Raw genomic sequence first — 18,386 nt, 5'->3', positions numbered from 1 at the left:
GAGCCGGCTCGACTGCTTCGCCCCGCGCGGCGGGACGCTGGCCGTGCCGGCGCAGCTTGCCGTGCTGCGGCGCCGGGAACTCGACGAGATGCTGCGCCAGGCGGCATTGAAAGCCGGCGCCCGCTGGCAGTCACCGCTTCGGCTGGAAGCCCTGCTGGAAGATGCCGCCGGCCGGGTGATCGGCGCCCGCCTGCGCGAGGGCGAATCGGTGTGCGAGGTGCGGGCGCGCTGGACGGTGCTGGCCACCGGCGCCGACGCCAGGGCGCTGGAAGCCGCCGGCATGTGCGAGCGCCGTGCGCCCAGCGGCATGGCCCTGCGCGGCTACGCGCACCGGCCCGACATGGCAGGGCAGATCGGCGGGCTGCAGGTGGTGTGGCACAAGGCCCTGCGCGGCGGCTACGGCTGGATCTTTCCGGCCGGGGGCGGGCGCTTCAACATCGGCGTGGGCTACCTGCATCGCCGGGGGGCCGAGCGGGACCATCAAGGCGCACCCAACCTGCGCGAACTGCTGGCCGCCTTCGCACGCGTGCACCCGCCGGCGCAAGCGTTGCTGCAGGAGGGCGGGGCGGCGCTGGGCGAGCTCAAGGGCGCGCCGCTGCGCTGCTCGCTCGGCGGCGCCCGCAAGTCGCGCCCCGGCCTGCTGGTGGCGGGCGAGGCGGCGGGCAGCACCTACCTCTTCACCGGCGAAGGCATCGGCAAGGCCATGGAAAGCGGCATGGCGGCGGCGCAGGCCATCGTGCAGGAAAGCGGCAGCGATGCCGGCGTGCGCACCGCCTACGAATCGGCCCTGGCTTCGCTCAAGCCCCGCTTCGCCGCCTACGAGCTGGCGAACCGCTTCAACGAGTACCCCTGGATGGTCGACCTGACGGTGTGGCGCGCCCGGCGCAGCCCCGCCCTGCTGGCGCGCCTGGCCGGCGTGCTCGACGAAAGCCAGGACCCGAGCGCTTTCGTCAGCGCCCAGGGCCTGCTGCGCCTGCTGTTCCAGGCGCGCTGAACCCATGGGCTTGCCAGGGGCACCGGCCTGACCTATAAGTAGCAGCAGTTTTCCTTTGCCGGCTCCTCGAACGCGAGAGGAGCCAAGAAAAGGAGGGCGCGTGAAGCGACGCATCTACTGGCTCATGCCGCACCTGGCGAGCGCCAGGTGGGTCATGCAAGACCTGTTCGAGGCAGGCGTGGACAGTGCGTGCATTCACTTTGCGGCCGCCGAGGGTGCCGACCTGGCGGATCTGCACGAAGCCAACATCTGGCAAACCTCCGACGTCGTGCGCGCGGCCAAGAACGGCCTGCTCATCGGCTGCGGGCTGGGCGCCTTCGTGGGCCTGGTGGCCGCCGCGCTGTACCCGCTGGTGGAAGACGACATCACGTGGGAGCTGAGCGCGATCCTGGCGCTGCTGGGCGGCCTCATGGGCGCCTGGTCGGCCAGCATGATCGGCATCTCCATCCCGAGCCAGCGGCTGGAGCGCTTTGCCGGTGCGCTGGAAGCCGGCCAGATCCTGCTGATGGTGGACCTGCCGCCCGAGCGCGTGCGGGCGATCGAGACCCTGCTGGCGACAACGCATCCGGAGGCCCACTTCGAGGGCGAGGATGCACTGCCGGCCTTCTGATGGCAGAGAAGGGCGGCACCAATGATCATGGCCTGGGTGCTGCTCGCCGTCGTCGTCGGCTCGGTGCTGTTCCACGTTTTCAACCCGTGGTGGGTCACGCCGCTGGCGTCCAACTGGAAGACGATGGACGACACGCTGACCATCACGGTGGTCATCACGGGCCTGTTCTTCGTCGCCATCAACCTGTTCGTGGTGTATGCGCTGCTGCGCTTCCGCCATCGCGACGGCGCACCGCACGCCAAGGCCGAGCCTGACAACAAGAAGCTCGAGCGCTGGCTGATCGGCGGCACCAGCGTCGGCGTGGCCGCCCTGCTGGCGCCCGGCCTGCTGGTCTATGCCAACTACGTGAACGAGCCGCGCGACGCGCTGCTGCTCGAAGTGGTGAGCCAGCAGTGGCAGTGGCGCTATCGCCTGCCCGGGCCCGACGGAAAACTGGGCGCGAGCGACGCCCGCTTCGTGTCGGGCGCCAATCCCTTCGGGCTGGACCCGAACGACCCGCGCGGGCAGGACGACCTGCTGGTGCTCGGCAACGAAGTGCACCTGCCGGTGGGCAAGCCGGTGGTGGTGGTGGCCCGTTCGCACGACGTGCTGCACGATTTCTTCGTGCCGCAGTTCCGCGCGCGCATGAACACCGTGCCGGGGCAGGTCAGCCGCTTCTGGTTCACGCCGACGGTGCCGGGACGGTATGAGGCGCTGTGCGCGCAGCTGTGCGGCGTGGGCCATCCCGACATGCGTGGCTACGTGGTGGTGGAAGAGCCGGCGCAGTACGCCGCCTGGCAGCAGGGCCTGGTGAACTTCGCGGTGGCCAGCAAGCCGGTGCCGGCAGCCATCGCAGCGAGCAACCCGCTGGTCGACAAGGGCCGCCAGCTGGCCGATTCCAAGGGCTGCGTCGCCTGCCACACCATCGACGGCTCGCCGCGCGTGGGCCCCACCTGGAAGGGCCTGTACGGCAAGAACGAAACCATGGCCGACGGCTCGACCGAGAAGGTGGACGAGGCCTACCTGCGCAACTTCATCCTCGACCCGCAGGCCAAGCGGGTGAAGGGCTTCCAGCCGGTGATGCCCAGGCTGCCGCTCACGGACGAGGAAGTCTCGGCCCTCGTGGCCTACATCCAGACCCTGGGCGGAGCCCCCGCCGCAGGAGAGCAGAAGGCACAGCGCTGAAGGAAACGACGCCATGGCCCACGCCGACACGCTCGATCTGCACGCACACGACGATGCGCATCCACCGCCGAGCTTCTGGACGCGCTACGTCTGGAGCCAGGACCACAAGGTGATCGCGGTGCAGTACACCTGCGTGGCCATCGCGGTGGGTGTGGTGGGCGTGCTGCTGTCCAACCTCATGCGGCTGCAGCTGGGCTTTCCGGGCCTGTTCGAGTTCATCAACGCCGAGCGCTACTACCAGTTCATCACCATGCACGGGATGATCATGGTGATCTACCTGCTCACCGCGCTGTTCCTGGGCGGCTTCGGCAACTACATGATCCCGCTCATGGTGGGGGCGCGGGACATGGTGTTTCCCTACATGAACATGCTGAGCTTCTGGGTCTACCTGCTCTCGGTGGTGGTGCTGCTGGCCAGCTTCTTCGTGCCTGGCGGGCCCACCGGCGCGGGCTGGACGCTGTATCCGCCGCAGTCGATCCTGCCGGGTACGCCGGGGCATGGCGCGGGCATCGTGCTGATGCTGGTGTCGCTCCTGATCTTCATCGTGGCCACCACCATGGGCGGCCTGAACTACGTCACCACCGTGCTGCAGGCGCGCTGCGAGGGCATGACGCTCTTGCGCATGCCGCTCACGGTGTGGGGCATCTTCATTGCCACCATCCTGGCGCTCATCGGTTTTCCGGCGCTGTTCGTCAGCGGCGTGATGCTGCTGCTGGACCGCACGCTGGGCACCAGCTTCTTCATGCCGGCACTGGTGTCCTTGGGGCAGGTGACCGGCTACAAGGGCGGCAGCCCGCTGCTGTTCCAGCACCTGTTCTGGTTCTTCGGCCACCCGGAGGTCTACATCGTGGCGCTGCCGGCCTTCGGCATCGTGTCAGACCTGATCAGCGTGCATGCGCGCAAGAGCATCTTCGGCTACCGGATGATGGTGTGGGCCATCGTGGTGATCGGTTTGCTGAGCGTGGTGGTGTGGGCGCACCACATGTTCGTGGCGGGCATGAACCCTTACTTCGCCTTCTTCTTCGCCACCACCACGCTGATCATCGCGGTGCCCACGGCGATCAAGGTCTACAACTGGGTGCTCACGCTGTGGCGCGGCGACATCCATCTCACGGTGCCGATGCTGTTCGCCATCGCCTTTTTGTGCACCTTCGTCATCGGCGGGCTCACCGGTCTCTTCCTGGGCAATGTGAGCGTGGACATTCCGCTGTCGGGCACCTACTTCGTGGTGGCGCACTTCCACATGGTGATGGGCGTGGCGCCGCTGCTGGTGATCTTCGGCGGCATCTACCACTGGTACCCGAAGGTGACGGGCCGCATGCTCGACGACCGGATGGGGCACATCCACTTCTGGGTGACCTTCATCGGCACCTACCTCATCTTCTTTCCCATGCACTACCTGGGCGTGCTGGGCATGCCCCGGCGCTACCACCACTTCGAGGGCTATGCCTTCATTCCGCCCTCGGCGCACCTGCTCAACGAGTGGATCACGGTCATGGCGCTGGTGGTGGCCACGGCGCAGTTCATCTTCATCTTCAACCTGGGCTGGAGCCTGAAGTACGGCCGGGCGGCCGGGCCGAACCCATGGCGCGCCGCGTCGCTGGAATGGCAGACCCCGCAGACCCCGCCGGTGCACGGCAACTGGGGCGAGAAGCTGCCCGTGGTGTATCGCTGGGCCTATGCCTACGGCGCCAACGGCGGACCGCATGACTACATCGCGCAGAACGCGCCGCCCGAGGCCGGCGGAATCGAGCCGGACCATCGCGGGCATGAGGGCAAGGGAGTGACAGCATGAACAACACCGCAAGGAAGACCAGGTTGAAAGACGTTCTTCGCACCGCAGCGCGCTGCTGGAGGGATACGCGATGAGCGCGGTCATTCCCGTTTCCGCCACCGTGCCGCGCGTGGCCCATGGCGGTCCGCCGCCGCGCGAGCCGCGGATGCGGGCCGCCAGCATCGGCCTGTGGGTCTTCATGGGCGTGGCGACCTCGCTGTTCCTGCTGTTTGCCTGGGCCTATGTGATGCGCATGAGCGAGGGCGATGCCGTGGCCCTGGCATTGCCGCGGCAACTGCTCTTGAGCACCGCGCTGCTGCTGGCCGGCAGCGTCGCGCTGGAGCTGGCGCACGGCGTGGCGCGCGAATGCGACCTGGTGCCCACCGCAGACAACATCGGCCGCGCGCAGCGCCTGCTGCTGGCCGGCGGGCTGTGCGCCGTGGCCTTCCTGGCCTCGCAGCTGTGGGCCTGGCAGGCCATGCTGTCGGCACAGGTCAGGCTGGCCTCGCATCCGGCCGGCAGCTTCTTCTACCTGGTCACGGCCATGCACGGCCTGCACCTGGCCGGCGGCCTGATCGGCTGGGTCTGGACGGTGCACCGAGCCTGGCGCCAGCCGGCGGCCACGGCCTGGCGCATCGGCCTGGTGGCGCGCTACTGGCACTTCATGCTGGCGGTATGGCTGGGCCTGTATGCCCTGCTGCACTGGCTGACGCCGGAAGCGGCACGCTTCATCTGCGGCGTGGCCTGAGCGGAGCCCAAGAACAAGAAGGGATCGCCATGAGCAGCACCACCATCGAACCGTCGTCCATGCCGCGCACGGAGGCCGCAGCGCCCCCACTGGTGTCGCCGTCGTCGGTGCCCCATGCCCGCCGAGGCGCCGATGGGGCGGCCGGCGGACTGCGCGGGCTGGTCGCCGACTGGTCGGGCGACCGCCAGACCTTCAAGGTCTCGTGGGGCAAGGCGATGATGTGGATCTTCCTCTTGTCCGACACCTTCATCTTCAGCTGCTTCCTCACCGGCTACATGACGGTGCGGGTGTCGACCACCGTCGGCTGGCCCAACCCCAGCGAGGTGTTCGCGCTGCACGTGGGCGGGGCCGAGGTGCCGATGCTGCTCATCGCCATCATGACCTTCGTGCTGATCAGCAGCAGCGGCACCATGGCCATGGCGGTCAACTTCGCCTACCGGCGCGACCGCATCAACGCCGCCACGCTGATGATCGTCACGGCCACGCTGGGCGAGGTGTTCGTGGGCATGCAGGCCTTCGAGTGGTCCAAGCTCATCCTGGAAGAGGGCGTGCGGCCCTGGGGCAACCCGATGGGCGCGGCGCAGTTCGGCTCGGCCTTCTTCATGATCACCGGCTTTCACGGCCTGCACGTGACCTGCGGCGTGATCTACCTCTTCGTGGTCGCCTTCAGGCTGCTGCGCGGCGACTACGAAAAATCGGGCAACTACCAGATCGTGGAGATCGCGGGCCTGTACTGGCACTTCGTCGACCTGGTGTGGGTGTTCATCTTTGCGCTGTTCTACCTGTGGTGACGATGACGATGAAAGGCGCGGGCATCATGCAGACCGAACAACAACAGCTGCCGGCAAGCAAGGACAGCGGGCACCAGGAGCACCCGATCAAGCTCTACCTGCTGGTGTGGGGGCTGCTGTTCGTGCTCAGCGCCTTTTCGTACATGGTGGACTATTTCCAGCTCCAGGGGCTCCTGCGCTGGGCGCTGATCATCGCCTTCATGCTGCTCAAGGCCGGGCTGATCGTGGCCGTGTTCATGCACATGGCCTGGGAGCGGCTGGCGCTGGTGTACGCCATCCTGCTGCCGCCGCTGGCGCTGTTGGTGCTGGTGGGGCTGATGGCGCTGGAGGGCGGGCACACCTTCCTGACGCGCATGCTGTTCTTCCACTGAGGGCTACTTGACCGCCGCCCCGCGCAGCAGGAACTCCGTCACCTGCGCGATGAGGTAGTCGCGCTCCTTCGGATCATCCATCGAAGCACCCTCGCGAAAGAAATTCACCTGCGTCGCATGGTCCGCGTAGAACTGCGTGACGGCCCACAGGTGGAAGAGAAACAGCAACGGGTCCACCGGCCCCATCTGGCCCTGGTTCATCCAGTTGCGGATGACGGCCACCGCCTGGTCGGTGCGGCGCTTGCTCTGCAGCGCCATCATGGGTTTGAGCACCGGCGCGCCGCGCATCATCTCGGCGGCGAAGATGCGCGAGCGCAGCGGCTGCTCGAACGAGAAGAGCATCTTGCGCCGGATCAGGTCCGACAGCACGCGGCGCGCGCCGAAGGCCTCGTCCGCAAAGCCGAACACGCCGATCCAGTCGTCGATGATGTCCTGCAGCACCTGGGCGTACAGCGCGTCCTTGCTCTCGATGTAGTAGTGCAACTGCGCCTTCGACAGACCCGCCTTGTCGGCAATGGCCTGCGTGGTCGCGCCCTGCGGGCCGTCGGCGGCGAACACCTCGATGGCGGCCTGGTAGATCACCGCCAGCATCTGCGTGTACTTGCGCGAGCGCCCGCGCGTGGGCGAGGCGGGGGCCTCGGCCTCGTCCGGAATCTCGCCTGTCGTGGTGCCGGTGCTCGTCGTCATCATGGAAATGCGGATGGTGCCAGAGCCGCCCCTCTGTCAGAGATGAACCACCAGCTCCTGCTCGCGCGCCCGCGAGCAGCACAGCGCCACCTTGTGCTGGCGCTCGGCGCTGGTCAGGCAGAAGTCGCGGTGCTCCGCGCCTGCGCCTTCGGCGGGCACCACGCAGGTGCCGCACAGGCCCTGCTCGCACGACACGGGAATGTCGATGCCGAAGTCGTGCAGCGCATCCACGGCGGTCTGGTCGGCGGCCACCGGCACCGAGAAGCCGCGCTGCGTCAGGCGCAGGCTGAAGGGCCGGCCGGCCGGTACGCTGCTGTCGCTGGGTGCGGCAAAGTACTCGGCATGCACGGCCTCTTCGGGCCAGTGCGATGCGGCCTTTCGCACCGCGGCCATGAAGCCGGCCGGGCCGCACATGTACAGGTGCGTGCCGTCCTCGTGCGCGCGCAGCAGCGCGGCCAGGTCGATCTTCTCGTTGGCCGATGCGCCGTCGTCCAGGTGCAGGCGCACATGCGGCGCCAGGTCCGGCGCGGCCAGCGCATCGGCAAAGGCCAGGTGCTCGCGGCTGCGGGCGAACACGCACAGCGTGAAGTCGGCGCCGCGCCGCGCCAGGTGCTGCGCCATCGCCAACAGCGGCGTCATGCCGATGCCGCCGGCCAGCAGCAGGTGGCGCCGCCCATCGGCCTGCACCGGGAAGGTGTTGCGCGGCGCGCTGATGGGCAGCAGGTCGCCTTCGCGCACCCGCTCGTGCATGCTGGCCGAGCCGCCGCGGCTGGCGCCTTCGCGCTTCACGCCGATGAGGTAGCGCCCGTCGCTGCTCACTCCCGGCGCGCGCGCCAGCGAGTACTGGCGGGCGAAGCCACCCGGCATCTTCACGTCGATGTGCGCGCCTGCCTCGAAGCCGGGCAGCTCGCGCCCCCATGGGTGCGCCAGCTCGAAGGAGAGGATCTCCGGCGTCTCGCGCCGGATGCGCGCGACACGCACGGTCAGGGTGCGCTCCACCATCGCCTGTGCCTCGCTCAGTCCTTGGCCAGCGACTTGCGCAGGTCCACGCCGGTGCCCTTGTTCACGAATTGCAGCGTGTAGGCCTGGCGGTAGTCGAAGTCGGTGGGCTTGTACAGGCCCGCTTCCACGGTCTTCTCGTAGAAGTCCTTCATGCGCGCGTCGCTCATGGCGCCGATGCCCTGCGTGCGGGCGTCGCCCACGTCGATGTGCGCGCGCAGGATCGGGATGGACTTCTGGACGTACTCGTCGCTGATGTCGGGGTTGATCTTCTTGATCATCTCGTCGGCCGCCTTGTGGTCGCCGTACAGGTAGTTCACCCAGCCGATGTTGGTCGCCTCGACGAACCGGCGCACCACGTCGGGCTTGGTCTTGACCAGGTCCTGGCGGGTCTCGATGACCATGCCGTAGGTGGACCAGCCGGCATCGGCCAGGCTCAGCACCACCGGCTTGAAGCCGGCCTGCTTCTCCACCGCCAGCGGCTCGGAGGTGGCATAGGCCTGCTGCACCGACTGCTTGTCGGCCAGGAACTGCGACAGGCTGTAGTTGTAAGGGCGCACCTGCTCGTCGCGCACGCCGTAGGCCTTCTTCATCCACTGCCAGTAGCTGATCTGGCCGTCCTTGGCCAGCAGCACCGTCTTGGCCTTGGCGATGTCGGCGAACTTGTCGATGCCCTGGCCGGGGTGGGCGATGATGGCCTGCGGGTCGCGCTGGAAGTAGGCGGCGACCACCACGGTGGGCACCTTCTGCTTGATGTTGTCGAAGGCCATCAGCATGTTGCCGGTCATCAGGAAGTCGACCTTGCCGGCCGGCAGCATGGGGCGGTTGTTGACCTGCGGGCCGCCCTGCTGGATGTCCACCTCCAGGCCGTACTTCTTGTAGGTGCCGTCGGCCAGCGCCTGGTAGAAGCCGCCGTGGCCGGGCTGCGCGCGCCAGTTGGTGGCCATCACCACCTTGTCTTGGGCGATGGCGGCAAGGGCGGTGCCGGCCAGCAGCGCGGCGAGCAGGCCGCGGGCGGCGAAGGGAGCGTTGAGTTTCATGGTGGGATCCTTGGTGGGGGAAAGGTCAAAAGGGGGAGAGGCGGCCGCCGCCGGGCCGCCCCAAGGCGAGCCGCGCCTCCCCCTCGGGGGGTGGAGTTACACGCAGCGAAGCGGAGTGAAAAGCCGGGGGGCTCATGTTTCTCGGGCCATGTCAGGCGTCCAGCCACGCGTCTTGCCGGGGTTCATCAGGCCCATCGGGTCGCTGCGCTTCTTGAACTGGATCTGCGCGTCGTCGATGGTCTTCATGCCGCCGTCCTCGATGGTGAACACATGCGGGTTGAAGACCTGGCAGCCGCCCTGCGACTCGATCTCGCGGATCACTTCGTACTGGTGGGCCTCGCCCTTCCAGCGCACGAGCAGGATGCCGAAGGTGCCGGCCGCGTCGCCGGCGCGGGCGAAGTCCTGGTGCTGCAGCACGTCGCCCCCGAAGATGGCCAGGTGGCGCTCGACCACGGCCGGGTCGAAAGGCTGCGCGTACGCGATCTGCAGGTAGGTCCAGCTGCGGTCCAGCTTGAGGGCCTGCAGCGTGGTGTGGTTGAAGGCGCACTCGTAGGCGGGCGGCAGGCCCTGGGCGAGCAGCTCTTCCTCGGTGCCGGCCACGGAGATCGTGCCGCCGAATTGCGCCGCCAACTCGCGGAAGGCGTCCATCGATTCGGGCGACACCATCGCGAAGGCCGCGTGCCGGTCTGCCGGAAAGCGGTCGCCCATCGCGGTGTAGTAGGGCGAGAAGCGCTTCTCCACCGTGGTGAAGAGGAACAGGTCGAGCGCGGGCGAGGCCGCGGCGATGCCGAAGTCCAGCGCCTGCCGGTACTGCGGAAACAGCACGGTGCAGTGCACCCAGTCCACGGCCGGCGACAGCGCCACCTCCACGTCGAGGATCACGCCATTGGTGCCGAAGGCATGCTGCACCTGCTGGATCTCGTCGCCATGCAGCTCGATGATGCGCGGCTCGCGCTCCACCGTCATCACGCGGGCATGCAGCAGGTTGCCGGTGTCGCGCAGGATGCCGTGGCGGAAGGACCCGATGCCTCCGAAGCCGCCCGCGATGAAGCCGCCGATGGTGGCCACATGCCAGGTGGAGGGCCACATGCGCAGCGCCTGCCCGGTCTCGCGTGCCGCCAGGTCGATGTCGTGCATGCGCGCGCCGGCCTGCACGCGGATGCGGCCTTCGGCCAGGTCGAGCACGCGGCACATGGCGGTGACGTCCATGACCAGGCCGCCTTCCAGCGGCACGCACTGGCCGTAGTTGCCGGTGCCGCCGCCGCGCACGGTGAGCGGCAGCTTGTGCTTCGCGGCGGTGGCGGCCACCTGGCGCACGTCGTCTTCGGTGGACACCTTGACGACCAGCTCGGCGATGCAGCTGTCCAGCTGCGCGCTGAGGATGGGGCTGTACCAGTAGAAGTCGCGCGAGAGCTGCTTGCGCTGGCCGCGCGAGTCGATGATGTTCAGGCCGGCGAGGTCGCGGCGCACCGCGTCCCAGTCCGGCTGTTGGGATGAAAACGTTGGCAAGGCACTCATCGCATGCATTCCTTGGGCCAAAGCGGGAGACTCCGCGGAACCGGCTTTGCCGGGCCGCTGGAGTCGCCCCCTTGAGGGGGGGTCCGGAGCGACACGAAGTGCGCGGAGATTCGGGGGTGGGTCATCTTTCCTTCTTCATTTCGCTCTCGTGCCAGTGGCCGAGCACCGCGCGCGAGAGGCCGGCGAACACGAGGAAGATCACGATGCCCAGCAGGGACACGAGGAACAGCGCCGCGAACATCATCGGGATCTCGGTGCGGAAGCTCGACTCCAGGATGCGCGAGGCCAGGCCCGTCTCGCGGCCCGCGGTGCCGGCGGTGAACTCCGCCACCACCGCGCCGATCAGGCTCAAGCCGCCGGCGATCTTCAGGCCCGCCATGAAGTAGGGCAGGGCGCTGGGCACCAGCAGGTAGCGGAAGGTCTGCCAGGGCGAGGCCTTGTACAGCGTGAACAGGTCGCGCAGGTTGCTGTCCGCGCTCTTCAGGCCGATGACCGTGTTCGACAGGATCGGGAAGAAGGCCACGATCCAGGCGCACAGCAGCAGCGCCGCCGTGGTGCTCGACACGTAGATCAGGATCAGCGGCGCGATGGCGATGATCGGCGTCACCTGCAGGATCACCGCGATCGGAAAGAGCCCGATCTCCACCCACTTGAACAGCGCGAAGGCCACGGCCAGCAGCACGCCGCCCACGATGGCGGCGAACAGCGCCAGCAGGGTGAGCTTGACGGTGAACCACAGCGCGCCCGAGAGCGTGTCCCAGTTCTCGATGAGCGTGGTGAAGATGAGCGATGGCGCCGGCAGGATGTAGTGCGGAATCTGGTGGATGCGCACCACCGCTTCCCACAGCAGCAGGATGCCGAGGATGACGGCGGCCGGCACGGCCACGCGCAGCATGGCGTCGCGCCGGTAGAGGGCGTCTTCGCGCGCCTTCAGTTCTTCGGTGGTGGGAGCGCGTTGGTCGGCGTCGGACATGGCGGCGGTGGCGGCAGAGGCTGCTTCAGTGATCGACGTCATGGAGGGCTCCGTGCAGGGATTGCGACACCGCCTGGCAGTGCGCGTTGTAGCGGCTGGACGTGCGGAAGGCTTCGCCGCGCGGATAGGGCTCGTCGATGCGGATCTCGTCGATCACGCGGCCCGGGCGCGCGGCCATCACCACGATGCGGTTGGACAGATACACCGACTCGTACACGCTGTGCGTGACGAAGATGACCGAGAAGCGGTGCTCGCGCCAGATGGCCAGCAGGTCGTTGTTGAGCTTGATGCGCGTCATCTCGTCGAGCGCGGCAAAGGGCTCGTCCATGAGCAAGAGGCGCGGGCGCGTGACCAGCGCGCGGGCGATGGACACGCGCATCTTCATGCCGCCCGAGAGTTCGCGCGGGTACACATCGGCAAAGCGCGACAGGCCCACCATCTCCAGCGCCTGCTTCACCACCGGCGCGGCGGCATCGCGAGAAACGCCCGTGAGCTTGAGCGGCAGCCACACGTTGTCGAACACCTTGGCCCAGGGCATGAGCGTAGGCTCCTGGAACACGAAGCCCAGGTCGCGGTCGATCTTGCCGGCGCCCTGGCCGGCTGCAGCGCCGGTCGACCATTGCATCTCGCCCGAGCTGATGCGCGTGAGCCCGGCGACGAGGCGCAGCGCCGTGCTCTTGCCGCAGCCCGAGGGGCCCAGGAAGCTGATGAAGTCGTGCTCGCCAACGTTCAGCGACATGCCCTGCAGGGCGAGCGTTCCGTTGGCAAAGCGCTTGCTGACGTTGCGCAGGCTGACCAGCGCGGCGGTGGAGTCGGTGCTGCTCATGAGGGTGGCTCCTTGCGCGCTTCAGCGCCAGGCCGGCTCGTTGGCCAGGCGCTCGAGCGGGAAGCGGTCCACTTCCTGCAGAAGCTCGACGAAGCGCTTGCCCACGTGGTCGAGCACCGCCTTGCCCTTGTCCGCCGAGGCGCGGGTGGCGTCGCCGGCCGCGCCCATCGGGTTCATGTCCTGGATCTGCCAGCCGAGCTTGCCGCTGGGGCTGATGGACAAAAACTTGTTCTCCGCCGCCAGGTCCTCGGTCATGGAGCGGAAATTGCGGAACTGGTCGGGCCGCACATAGTCGGGCGTGAGGTGCAGCATCACCGAGCTTTCCAGGTCGCCGGCATGCACGCCGTGCTTGCCTTCGTGCGCGGTAAAGAGGCCCTCGGGCAGGCCCAGGGTGTACCAGTTGGCGGCCACCACCATCATGCCGTGCGCCTCGCGCAGGTCGCGCGCCACGATGTCCATCACGCTCATCTGGCCGCCGTGGCTGTTGTAGAGCACCAGCTTCTTCACGCCGGCGCGGGCCACGCAGTTGCCGATGTCGGTCCACATGGAAATGAGCGTGCTGGCCGACACGGTGAGCGTGCCGGGGTAGCGCGAATGCTCGTTGCTCTTGCCGTAGGGCACGGTGGGCAAGAAGAGCACCGGCAGTTCATCGGGGATGTGGGGCAGGCTGGCCGCCACCATGCCGTCGATGGTGGCGGTGTCGGTGGACATGGGCAGGTGCGGGCCGTGCTGTTCGGTGGCGCCCACCGGCAGCACCGCGATCAGGCGGGAGCGGTCAAGGCGGGAGAACTCTTCGCTGGTCAGGTCGGACCAGAAACGGCTGCGGAGGCGGGGCGGATTCATCAGGCAGGCCTTTCGCGGGCAGGGTGGGGCGGCGGAGCCTAAATTATCCATGTGGTCAAAAATGAGGTGTCGGTGTTTACCCCCGGGAAGCCGTCAGGATTGCAAGTGCGTGTGTACCGGCGCCAAGGCGCCAGTCAAGTTTGATCGGGTGGTAAGGGTTGGCGGCGGCTTTTAGCGCTGCACGATGTAGCGGTTGACCTGCGGCCCGCCCTCGCCCACGTGGAAGGCCAGCCGGCGCTCCCGCAGGGTGATGTCGGCCGCGGTGGCGCGGCCGAAGCGGCGCAGGTGTTCGGTCCACGACTCGTCCAGGATCTGCTCCACGTAGCGGCTGGGCTCGCCCACGTGGTGCAGCAGCGCCCATTCGATGGCGCCCTGGCTCAGGCGCACGCGGCGGGTCTCTTCCATCACCTGCTTGAAGGCGTCCGCGCGCGCCGGGTCGATGTGGTATTCGATGGTGACCAGCACGCGGCCTTCTTCACCGGGCTTGATGGACGGCGGGCTGGCCGCCCAGCCCTCGTGCGCGGGGCTCACGTCGTCCTCGTCCTGCGGGTCGTTCACGTAGCGCAGGGCCAGCAGCATCAGCAGCACGCCGCTCACCGACGCCGCCAGCAGGCTGGTGCGCAGGCTGGAAACAGTGGCCACCTGCCCCCACAGCGCCGCGCCGAAGGCGCTCGCACCCATGATGGCCATCTGGTAGGTGGCCATGCCGCGCGCACGCACCCAGTTGGGCAGCGACAGCTGCGCCGACACGGACAGCGAGTTGGCAGAGGTGATCCACGCTATGCCGCCCATGAACATGGCCGGCACCGCGACCCACGCGTTGGGCGCCACCGACATCACGGCCGTGGCCGCCGCCTGCAGGATGGCGCCGCGCAGCACCAGCGCGTCGCGTCCCATGGCCTGGCGCAGGCGCGGCAGCAGCAGCACCGCCACGATGGCGCCCGAACCCATGGCCGCCAGCAGCAGTGTGAAGGTGCCCGCGTCGCCGCCCTTCAGTCCCCGCGCCAGCAGCGGCAGCAGGGCCAGCAGGGCGGTGGAATGCAGGAAGAAGATCGCGACCCGAAGCAGCACCGCCCGCATGCGCTGCGACTGCCAGACGAACTGCACGCCCACCCGCATGGCGCTGACCAGCCGCTCCCGACCCAGCGGGCTGGGCGTGTGCTCGCGCCGCCAGCGCACCACGACGAAGCCGGAGATCACCGACAGCACCGCATTGAGCGCGAACACCCACACGCTGCCGGCGCCGGCGATGAGCACGCCCGCCAGCAGCGGCCCGATGATGCGCGAGGCATTCATGGCAATGCCGTTCAGCCCCAGGGCCGAAGGCAGGTGCGTGCGCGGCACCAGCTCGGGCACGATGGCGGAGAACACCGGCCAGCGCATCGCCAGGCCGATGCCGTTGGCGAAGGTCAGGGCGAGCAGCAGCGGCGCGGTGATCAGGTCCAGCGCAATGGCGCCGCACAGCACCACCGCCGTGCCGGCCAGCCAGAACTGCGTGGCCATGAGCCAGCGCCGCCGGTCCAGGATGTCGGCCAGCGCGCCGCTGGGCAGCCCCAGCAGGAACACCGGCAGCGTGGAGGCCGACTGCACCAGCGCCACCCAGATCGGCGAGTTGTTCAGCGTGGTCATCATCCACGCCGCCGCCACGTCGTTCATCCACATGCACACGTTGGCGATCAGCCAGGTGCTCCAGAGCATGCGGAAGACGGGGATGCTCAGCGGTTCGAGGGCGCCGACGCGGGCGGGCGGCGCGGCGAGGGGGGCTTCTTCTGTGGAGAGGGGCGGCATCGGCCCCCGATTGTGACGCGGCCCGGCGAACTCAAGCCCAGCGCAAGGCGTCGGGGCGCCAGGTGGCCGTCGCCTGGCTGTTGGCGGCCGCCACCTCCGTCGCAGGCCACAGCAAGTGGTCGAGCAGCGTGACGGTGTCGCCGAGGCTGGCGGCGCTGATGCGGTTCCTGTTCAAGAACGCCTGCCATTGGCGCAGCTTGGCAGCGTCTTCGCTGAACTGCTTCGTCAGTGCAAGCGGGCGCTCGGCAGGCAGCGCGGTTTGCCGCCGGGCAAAGGTGGCGGCGATGGCAGCGGCCAGCGTGGCGCCATCCAGCGTCGTGCGCCGTGCAATCACGGCGAGATCGAAGAAGTCCTTCATGCGGCTGTTGGCCTGACCCAGCATCACCATGGCCTGGTACTTCTCGGCGATCACCGTGTAGACCGGATAGACGCGCAGCGTAGGGGCCGGGAAGTCGCCCAGCAAGGTGGGATATGCCATGGTCTGAGGCTGCGGCGTCACGGCATCGCCAAAGCCCACGTCGATCTGCAGGGCGCAGCGCGCGGAACCTATGCGCGCCGCCAGCGTGATGCGGATGCCACCGTAGGTGGTGTCCTCTCGAATGGCCTGCGCCTTCACGGACGCGGGATCGAACGCGATGCCATCGCACATGTCCATGGCGGCGACTTCGCGGAACGTGGCGATCAGGTTCGCCGCATCATCGGGGCCGAAGCCGAGCAGGTCGGCATCGCGCGTCGGCCGGTGCGGGGTGTCGTACCACAGCGCAAAGAGCAGCGCGCCCTTGAGCAGGAACCGGTCGGCATGCCTCGATGCGCTGATGCGAGCCAGCAGGCGCTCCGTTGCGAAGCGGTTGAGCAGCAGGCTGTAGTCGTCGCCTCGTTCCTTGGCGAGTGTCAACAGGCGGGCCAGGATCGATGCCGGGAGATTGGCGCTCATTGCGTCACCGCCTCAAGGTAGGGCTGCATGACGCGCTCGACCCGGTTGATCCTGGCGAAATGATGGAGTTCGGCCGTGGTGACCTTGCGGCTGCGCCAGGCTTCCTTGAGGGCCTCCAGTGCCACGTCCAGGCCGATCTTGTTGCGGAACTTGAAGCAGTCAGTCACCGTCTTGGCCGCGCAGTACACACGAATGGCGGCGCCGTGCTCGGTCACTGTCTGGATGCCGTCGCTGTAGGCCGCACCGCGCAGCCGAGTGATGCGCAGCGCCGGGTAGCTCAGCACCGGGGTTTGCGTTCCTTCCGGCAGGGCGACCCAGACTTCGTGCGGCAGTTGCGTGCCGATGCCGTGGAATTGCAGGGCGCTCAGCAGACACAGCACCGCTTTGGGCACGCGCTGGCAGACCTCGATCAGGGTCTGGTGCTCGGTGATCTCTGCGTCGGGCAGCCCGTACAGGCCGCGTGCGAGCCGCTGCAGTTTGCCGGTCTGGTGAAGCCGGAGCAGGAGTTGCGGCGACCAGCCGTGTTCGCGCACATCGGCAGCCCGCAGCACGCGTCGCCGCCCTGCCAGTGCGAGGATGTGCTCGGATTGGTTCATGAGAATGGAAGTTTAATAACCGCATTACTTTTCTGCAAGTCATGCGATTTTCAATCAAACTCCGCTTCTCGCCGTGCGAGCCCTGCCCGCCGTCGCCGTCAACCTCTGTCGCTGCGCGCCAGCCGATGCTCCAGCCGCCGCAGCCCGGTGGTGAGCGCCAGCGTCATCAGCCAGTAGATGACCGAGATCGCCAGGTACGGCTCCCAGTAGCGCGCATAGGCGCCGGCCACGGTGCGCGCGGCGTAGGCCAGCTCGGCCAGGCCGATGGCCGAGACCAGCGAGGTGTCCTTGAGCAGCGCGATCATGTTGTTGCCCAGCGGCGGCAGCATGCGCCTGAAGGCCTGCGGCAGCACCACGTAGCGCATCACCTGCGGCGGCGTCAGGCCCAGGGAGCGGCCGGCGTCGAACTGCCCGCGCGAGATCGACTGGATGCCGGCGCGGAACACCTCCGAGATGTAGGCGGCCGAATTGAGCGACAGCGCCACCACGCCCGAGATGAGCGCGCCGTGCTCCTGCTTGAGCGTGCGCGCCAGCTCGCCGCTGATGATCAGCCCGTCCGCCGGGTGGATGAACACCGGCATCACCGCGAAGTGGATGAGCAGGATCTGCACGAACAGCGGCGTGCCGCGAAAGAAGCTCACGTACACGGTGGAAGGCCAGCGCAGCAGGTAGCGCGCCACCCAGGTCCAGGGCGCATGCCGCGCCTGCGCCAGCCGCGCCAGCGCCAGCAGCAGCCCGCCGGTGATGCCCAGCAGCACGCAGGCCACCGTCATGCGCAGCGTCATCCAGGCGCCCTGCCAGAACAGGTCCTTGTATTCGACCAGGATGTCCCAGCGGAACCAGCCGAACAGCGTCACGGGTTGGTCCATGTCGACCTCCTCAGTTCTCTTCTATCGTTGTCCATGAATGAAAACGGCCGCGCGAGGGCGGCCGTGTGTGCGGCAATCCTGCCGGGCCGCTTCAGCGAGCGTCCGGCTCCTTGTTGAACCACTTCTTGTAGATGGTGGCGTAGCTGCCGTCGGCGCGGATGGCGGCCAGGCCGCTGCTGAGCTTGTCGAGCAGGGCCTTGTCGCCCTTCTTCACCACGATGCCGAAGCCTTCCTCGGGGAAGGACTTGTCGTCCACCGTCTTCAGGCCCGGCGTCTGCGAGACGCGGTAGGCGATCACGCCGTTGTCGCCCATGGCGGCATCGACGCCGCCGCCGGCCAGCTCGGAAATGATGAGCGGCGTGCTCTCGAAGCGGCGGATGTTGGGGCTGGTCTTGCCGAACTCGCGCGAGGCGATGTCGTCGGCGGTGGAGGCGCTGACCACTGCGATCTTCTTGCCGGCCAGGTCCTTCAGCGAAGTGACGGTGCTGCTCTTGGGCACCGCGATCAGCTGGCGCGCGGCGAAGTACGGCGGGGTGAAGTCGTAGCTCTGCTTGCGCTTCTCGTTGATGGTCACGCCCGAGATCACCAGGTCGACGTCGCCGTTGTTGAGTGCGCCGAAGATGCCGGTGAAGGGCGTGTTCACGATCTTGATCTTCAGGCCCTGCTGCTTGGCGATGGCGTTGATGATGTCGATGTCGAAGCCGACGATCTGCTTGTCCTTGTTCTCGAAGGCGAAGGGCGCATAGGTGGCGCTGGACGCCACGATGAGTTCGCGATTGGGCACCTGGGCGTGGCCGGCCAGGGCAAAGGTGGCGGCGGCCAGGCCGAGGGTGAAGGCGCGGCGGATGCGGTTCATGGCGG

The 18,386-nt window shown here is 68.0% G+C and carries 19 protein-coding genes; 7 read left to right on the top strand and 12 right to left on the bottom strand.

Features of this window, described 5'->3' with window-relative positions; genetic code table 11:
- The 7 genes from VSO01S_RS27535 to VSO01S_RS11830 form a co-directional block, all read left to right on the top strand.
- On the top strand, positions 1–994 hold a 994-nt coding region (locus tag VSO01S_RS27535), incomplete at its 5' end, for a geranylgeranyl reductase family protein (RefSeq protein WP_068642572.1).
- A gap of 100 nt (positions 995–1,094) precedes the next feature.
- Positions 1,095–1,604 (top strand): hypothetical protein, encoded by a 510-nt coding sequence (locus tag VSO01S_RS11855; protein ID WP_068642569.1) that lies wholly within the window; start codon positions 1,095–1,097, stop codon positions 1,602–1,604.
- A 21-nt stretch (positions 1,605–1,625) separates the two neighbouring features.
- Positions 1,626–2,768, top strand: a complete 1,143-nt coding sequence (locus VSO01S_RS11850) for a cytochrome c oxidase subunit II (protein ID WP_068642567.1) — start codon at positions 1,626–1,628, stop codon at positions 2,766–2,768.
- Between the two features lie 13 nt (positions 2,769–2,781).
- Positions 2,782–4,563 carry a cytochrome c oxidase subunit I gene (locus VSO01S_RS11845; protein ID WP_068642565.1) on the top strand — a complete coding sequence of 594 codons (1,782 nt, stop codon included), beginning with the start codon at positions 2,782–2,784 and terminating at the stop codon, positions 4,561–4,563.
- A 70-nt stretch (positions 4,564–4,633) separates the two neighbouring features.
- Entirely contained in the window at positions 4,634–5,290 is a 657-nt protein-coding gene (locus tag VSO01S_RS11840) for a cytochrome c oxidase subunit 3 (RefSeq protein ID WP_153305236.1), read from the top strand.
- Positions 5,291–5,319: 29 nt separating this feature from the next.
- Entirely contained in the window at positions 5,320–6,081 is a 762-nt protein-coding gene (locus tag VSO01S_RS11835; protein ID WP_084241827.1) for a heme-copper oxidase subunit III family protein, read from the top strand.
- Positions 6,082–6,107: 26 nt separating this feature from the next.
- Positions 6,108–6,452 (top strand): cytochrome C oxidase subunit IV family protein, encoded by a 345-nt coding sequence (locus tag VSO01S_RS11830; RefSeq protein WP_068642576.1) that lies wholly within the window; start codon positions 6,108–6,110, stop codon positions 6,450–6,452.
- 3 nt (positions 6,453–6,455) lie between these two features.
- Here the strand turns inward: VSO01S_RS11830 and VSO01S_RS11825 are convergent, their stop codons facing one another.
- From VSO01S_RS11825 to VSO01S_RS11770, 12 genes are all read right to left on the bottom strand, one after another.
- Positions 6,456–7,142, bottom strand: a complete 687-nt coding sequence (locus VSO01S_RS11825) for a TetR family transcriptional regulator C-terminal domain-containing protein (protein ID WP_245684186.1) — start codon at positions 7,140–7,142, stop codon at positions 6,456–6,458.
- A gap of 33 nt (positions 7,143–7,175) precedes the next feature.
- Positions 7,176–8,141, bottom strand: coding sequence for a PDR/VanB family oxidoreductase (locus tag VSO01S_RS11820; protein ID WP_068642563.1), 966 nt, complete (start codon positions 8,139–8,141; stop codon positions 7,176–7,178).
- A 14-nt stretch (positions 8,142–8,155) separates the two neighbouring features.
- The gene (locus VSO01S_RS11815) at positions 8,156–9,178 is read right to left on the bottom strand and encodes an ABC transporter substrate-binding protein (RefSeq protein ID WP_068642561.1); all 1,023 of its coding nucleotides are present in this window, start codon (positions 9,176–9,178) and stop codon (positions 8,156–8,158) included.
- A 132-nt stretch (positions 9,179–9,310) separates the two neighbouring features.
- Positions 9,311–10,696 (bottom strand): FAD-binding oxidoreductase, encoded by a 1,386-nt coding sequence (locus VSO01S_RS11810; RefSeq protein ID WP_068642559.1) that lies wholly within the window; start codon positions 10,694–10,696, stop codon positions 9,311–9,313.
- Positions 10,697–10,817: 121 nt separating this feature from the next.
- Positions 10,818–11,711: an ABC transporter permease gene (locus tag VSO01S_RS11805; RefSeq protein WP_174544725.1), complete on the bottom strand. Its 894-nt coding sequence runs from the start codon at positions 11,709–11,711 to the stop codon at positions 10,818–10,820.
- Positions 11,695–12,495 carry an ABC transporter ATP-binding protein gene (locus tag VSO01S_RS11800; RefSeq protein WP_068642555.1) on the bottom strand — a complete coding sequence of 267 codons (801 nt, stop codon included), beginning with the start codon at positions 12,493–12,495 and terminating at the stop codon, positions 11,695–11,697. The genes VSO01S_RS11805 and VSO01S_RS11800 overlap by 17 nt, the downstream gene beginning before the upstream one ends.
- A 21-nt stretch (positions 12,496–12,516) precedes the next feature.
- On the bottom strand, positions 12,517–13,338 hold the full coding sequence (locus VSO01S_RS11795; protein ID WP_068642553.1) for a creatininase family protein: 822 nt from the start codon (positions 13,336–13,338) through the stop codon (positions 12,517–12,519).
- 171 nt (positions 13,339–13,509) lie between these two features.
- Positions 13,510–15,126 (bottom strand): MFS transporter, encoded by a 1,617-nt coding sequence (locus VSO01S_RS11790; RefSeq protein WP_068642551.1) that lies wholly within the window; start codon positions 15,124–15,126, stop codon positions 13,510–13,512.
- Between the two features lie 31 nt (positions 15,127–15,157).
- The gene (locus tag VSO01S_RS11785) at positions 15,158–16,060 is read right to left on the bottom strand and encodes a nucleotidyl transferase AbiEii/AbiGii toxin family protein (protein WP_068642549.1); all 903 of its coding nucleotides are present in this window, start codon (positions 16,058–16,060) and stop codon (positions 15,158–15,160) included.
- Positions 16,057–16,656, bottom strand: coding sequence for a type IV toxin-antitoxin system AbiEi family antitoxin domain-containing protein (locus tag VSO01S_RS11780; RefSeq protein ID WP_068642547.1), 600 nt, complete (start codon positions 16,654–16,656; stop codon positions 16,057–16,059). The genes VSO01S_RS11785 and VSO01S_RS11780 overlap by 4 nt, the downstream gene beginning before the upstream one ends.
- Positions 16,657–16,754: 98 nt before the next feature.
- Positions 16,755–17,525, bottom strand: coding sequence for an amino acid ABC transporter permease (locus tag VSO01S_RS11775; protein ID WP_068642545.1), 771 nt, complete (start codon positions 17,523–17,525; stop codon positions 16,755–16,757).
- Between the two features lie 91 nt (positions 17,526–17,616).
- Positions 17,617–18,381 carry a basic amino acid ABC transporter substrate-binding protein gene (locus VSO01S_RS11770; protein WP_068642543.1) on the bottom strand — a complete coding sequence of 255 codons (765 nt, stop codon included), beginning with the start codon at positions 18,379–18,381 and terminating at the stop codon, positions 17,617–17,619.
- Positions 18,382–18,386: the final 5 nt, after the last annotated feature.

This window comes from Variovorax soli NBRC 106424 (assembly GCF_001591385.1).
GTDB lineage: Bacteria > Pseudomonadota > Gammaproteobacteria > Burkholderiales > Burkholderiaceae_C > Variovorax > Variovorax soli.
The sequence above is the reverse complement of the archived record's forward strand: the minus strand, read 5'-3'. Positions and strand labels throughout refer to the sequence as shown.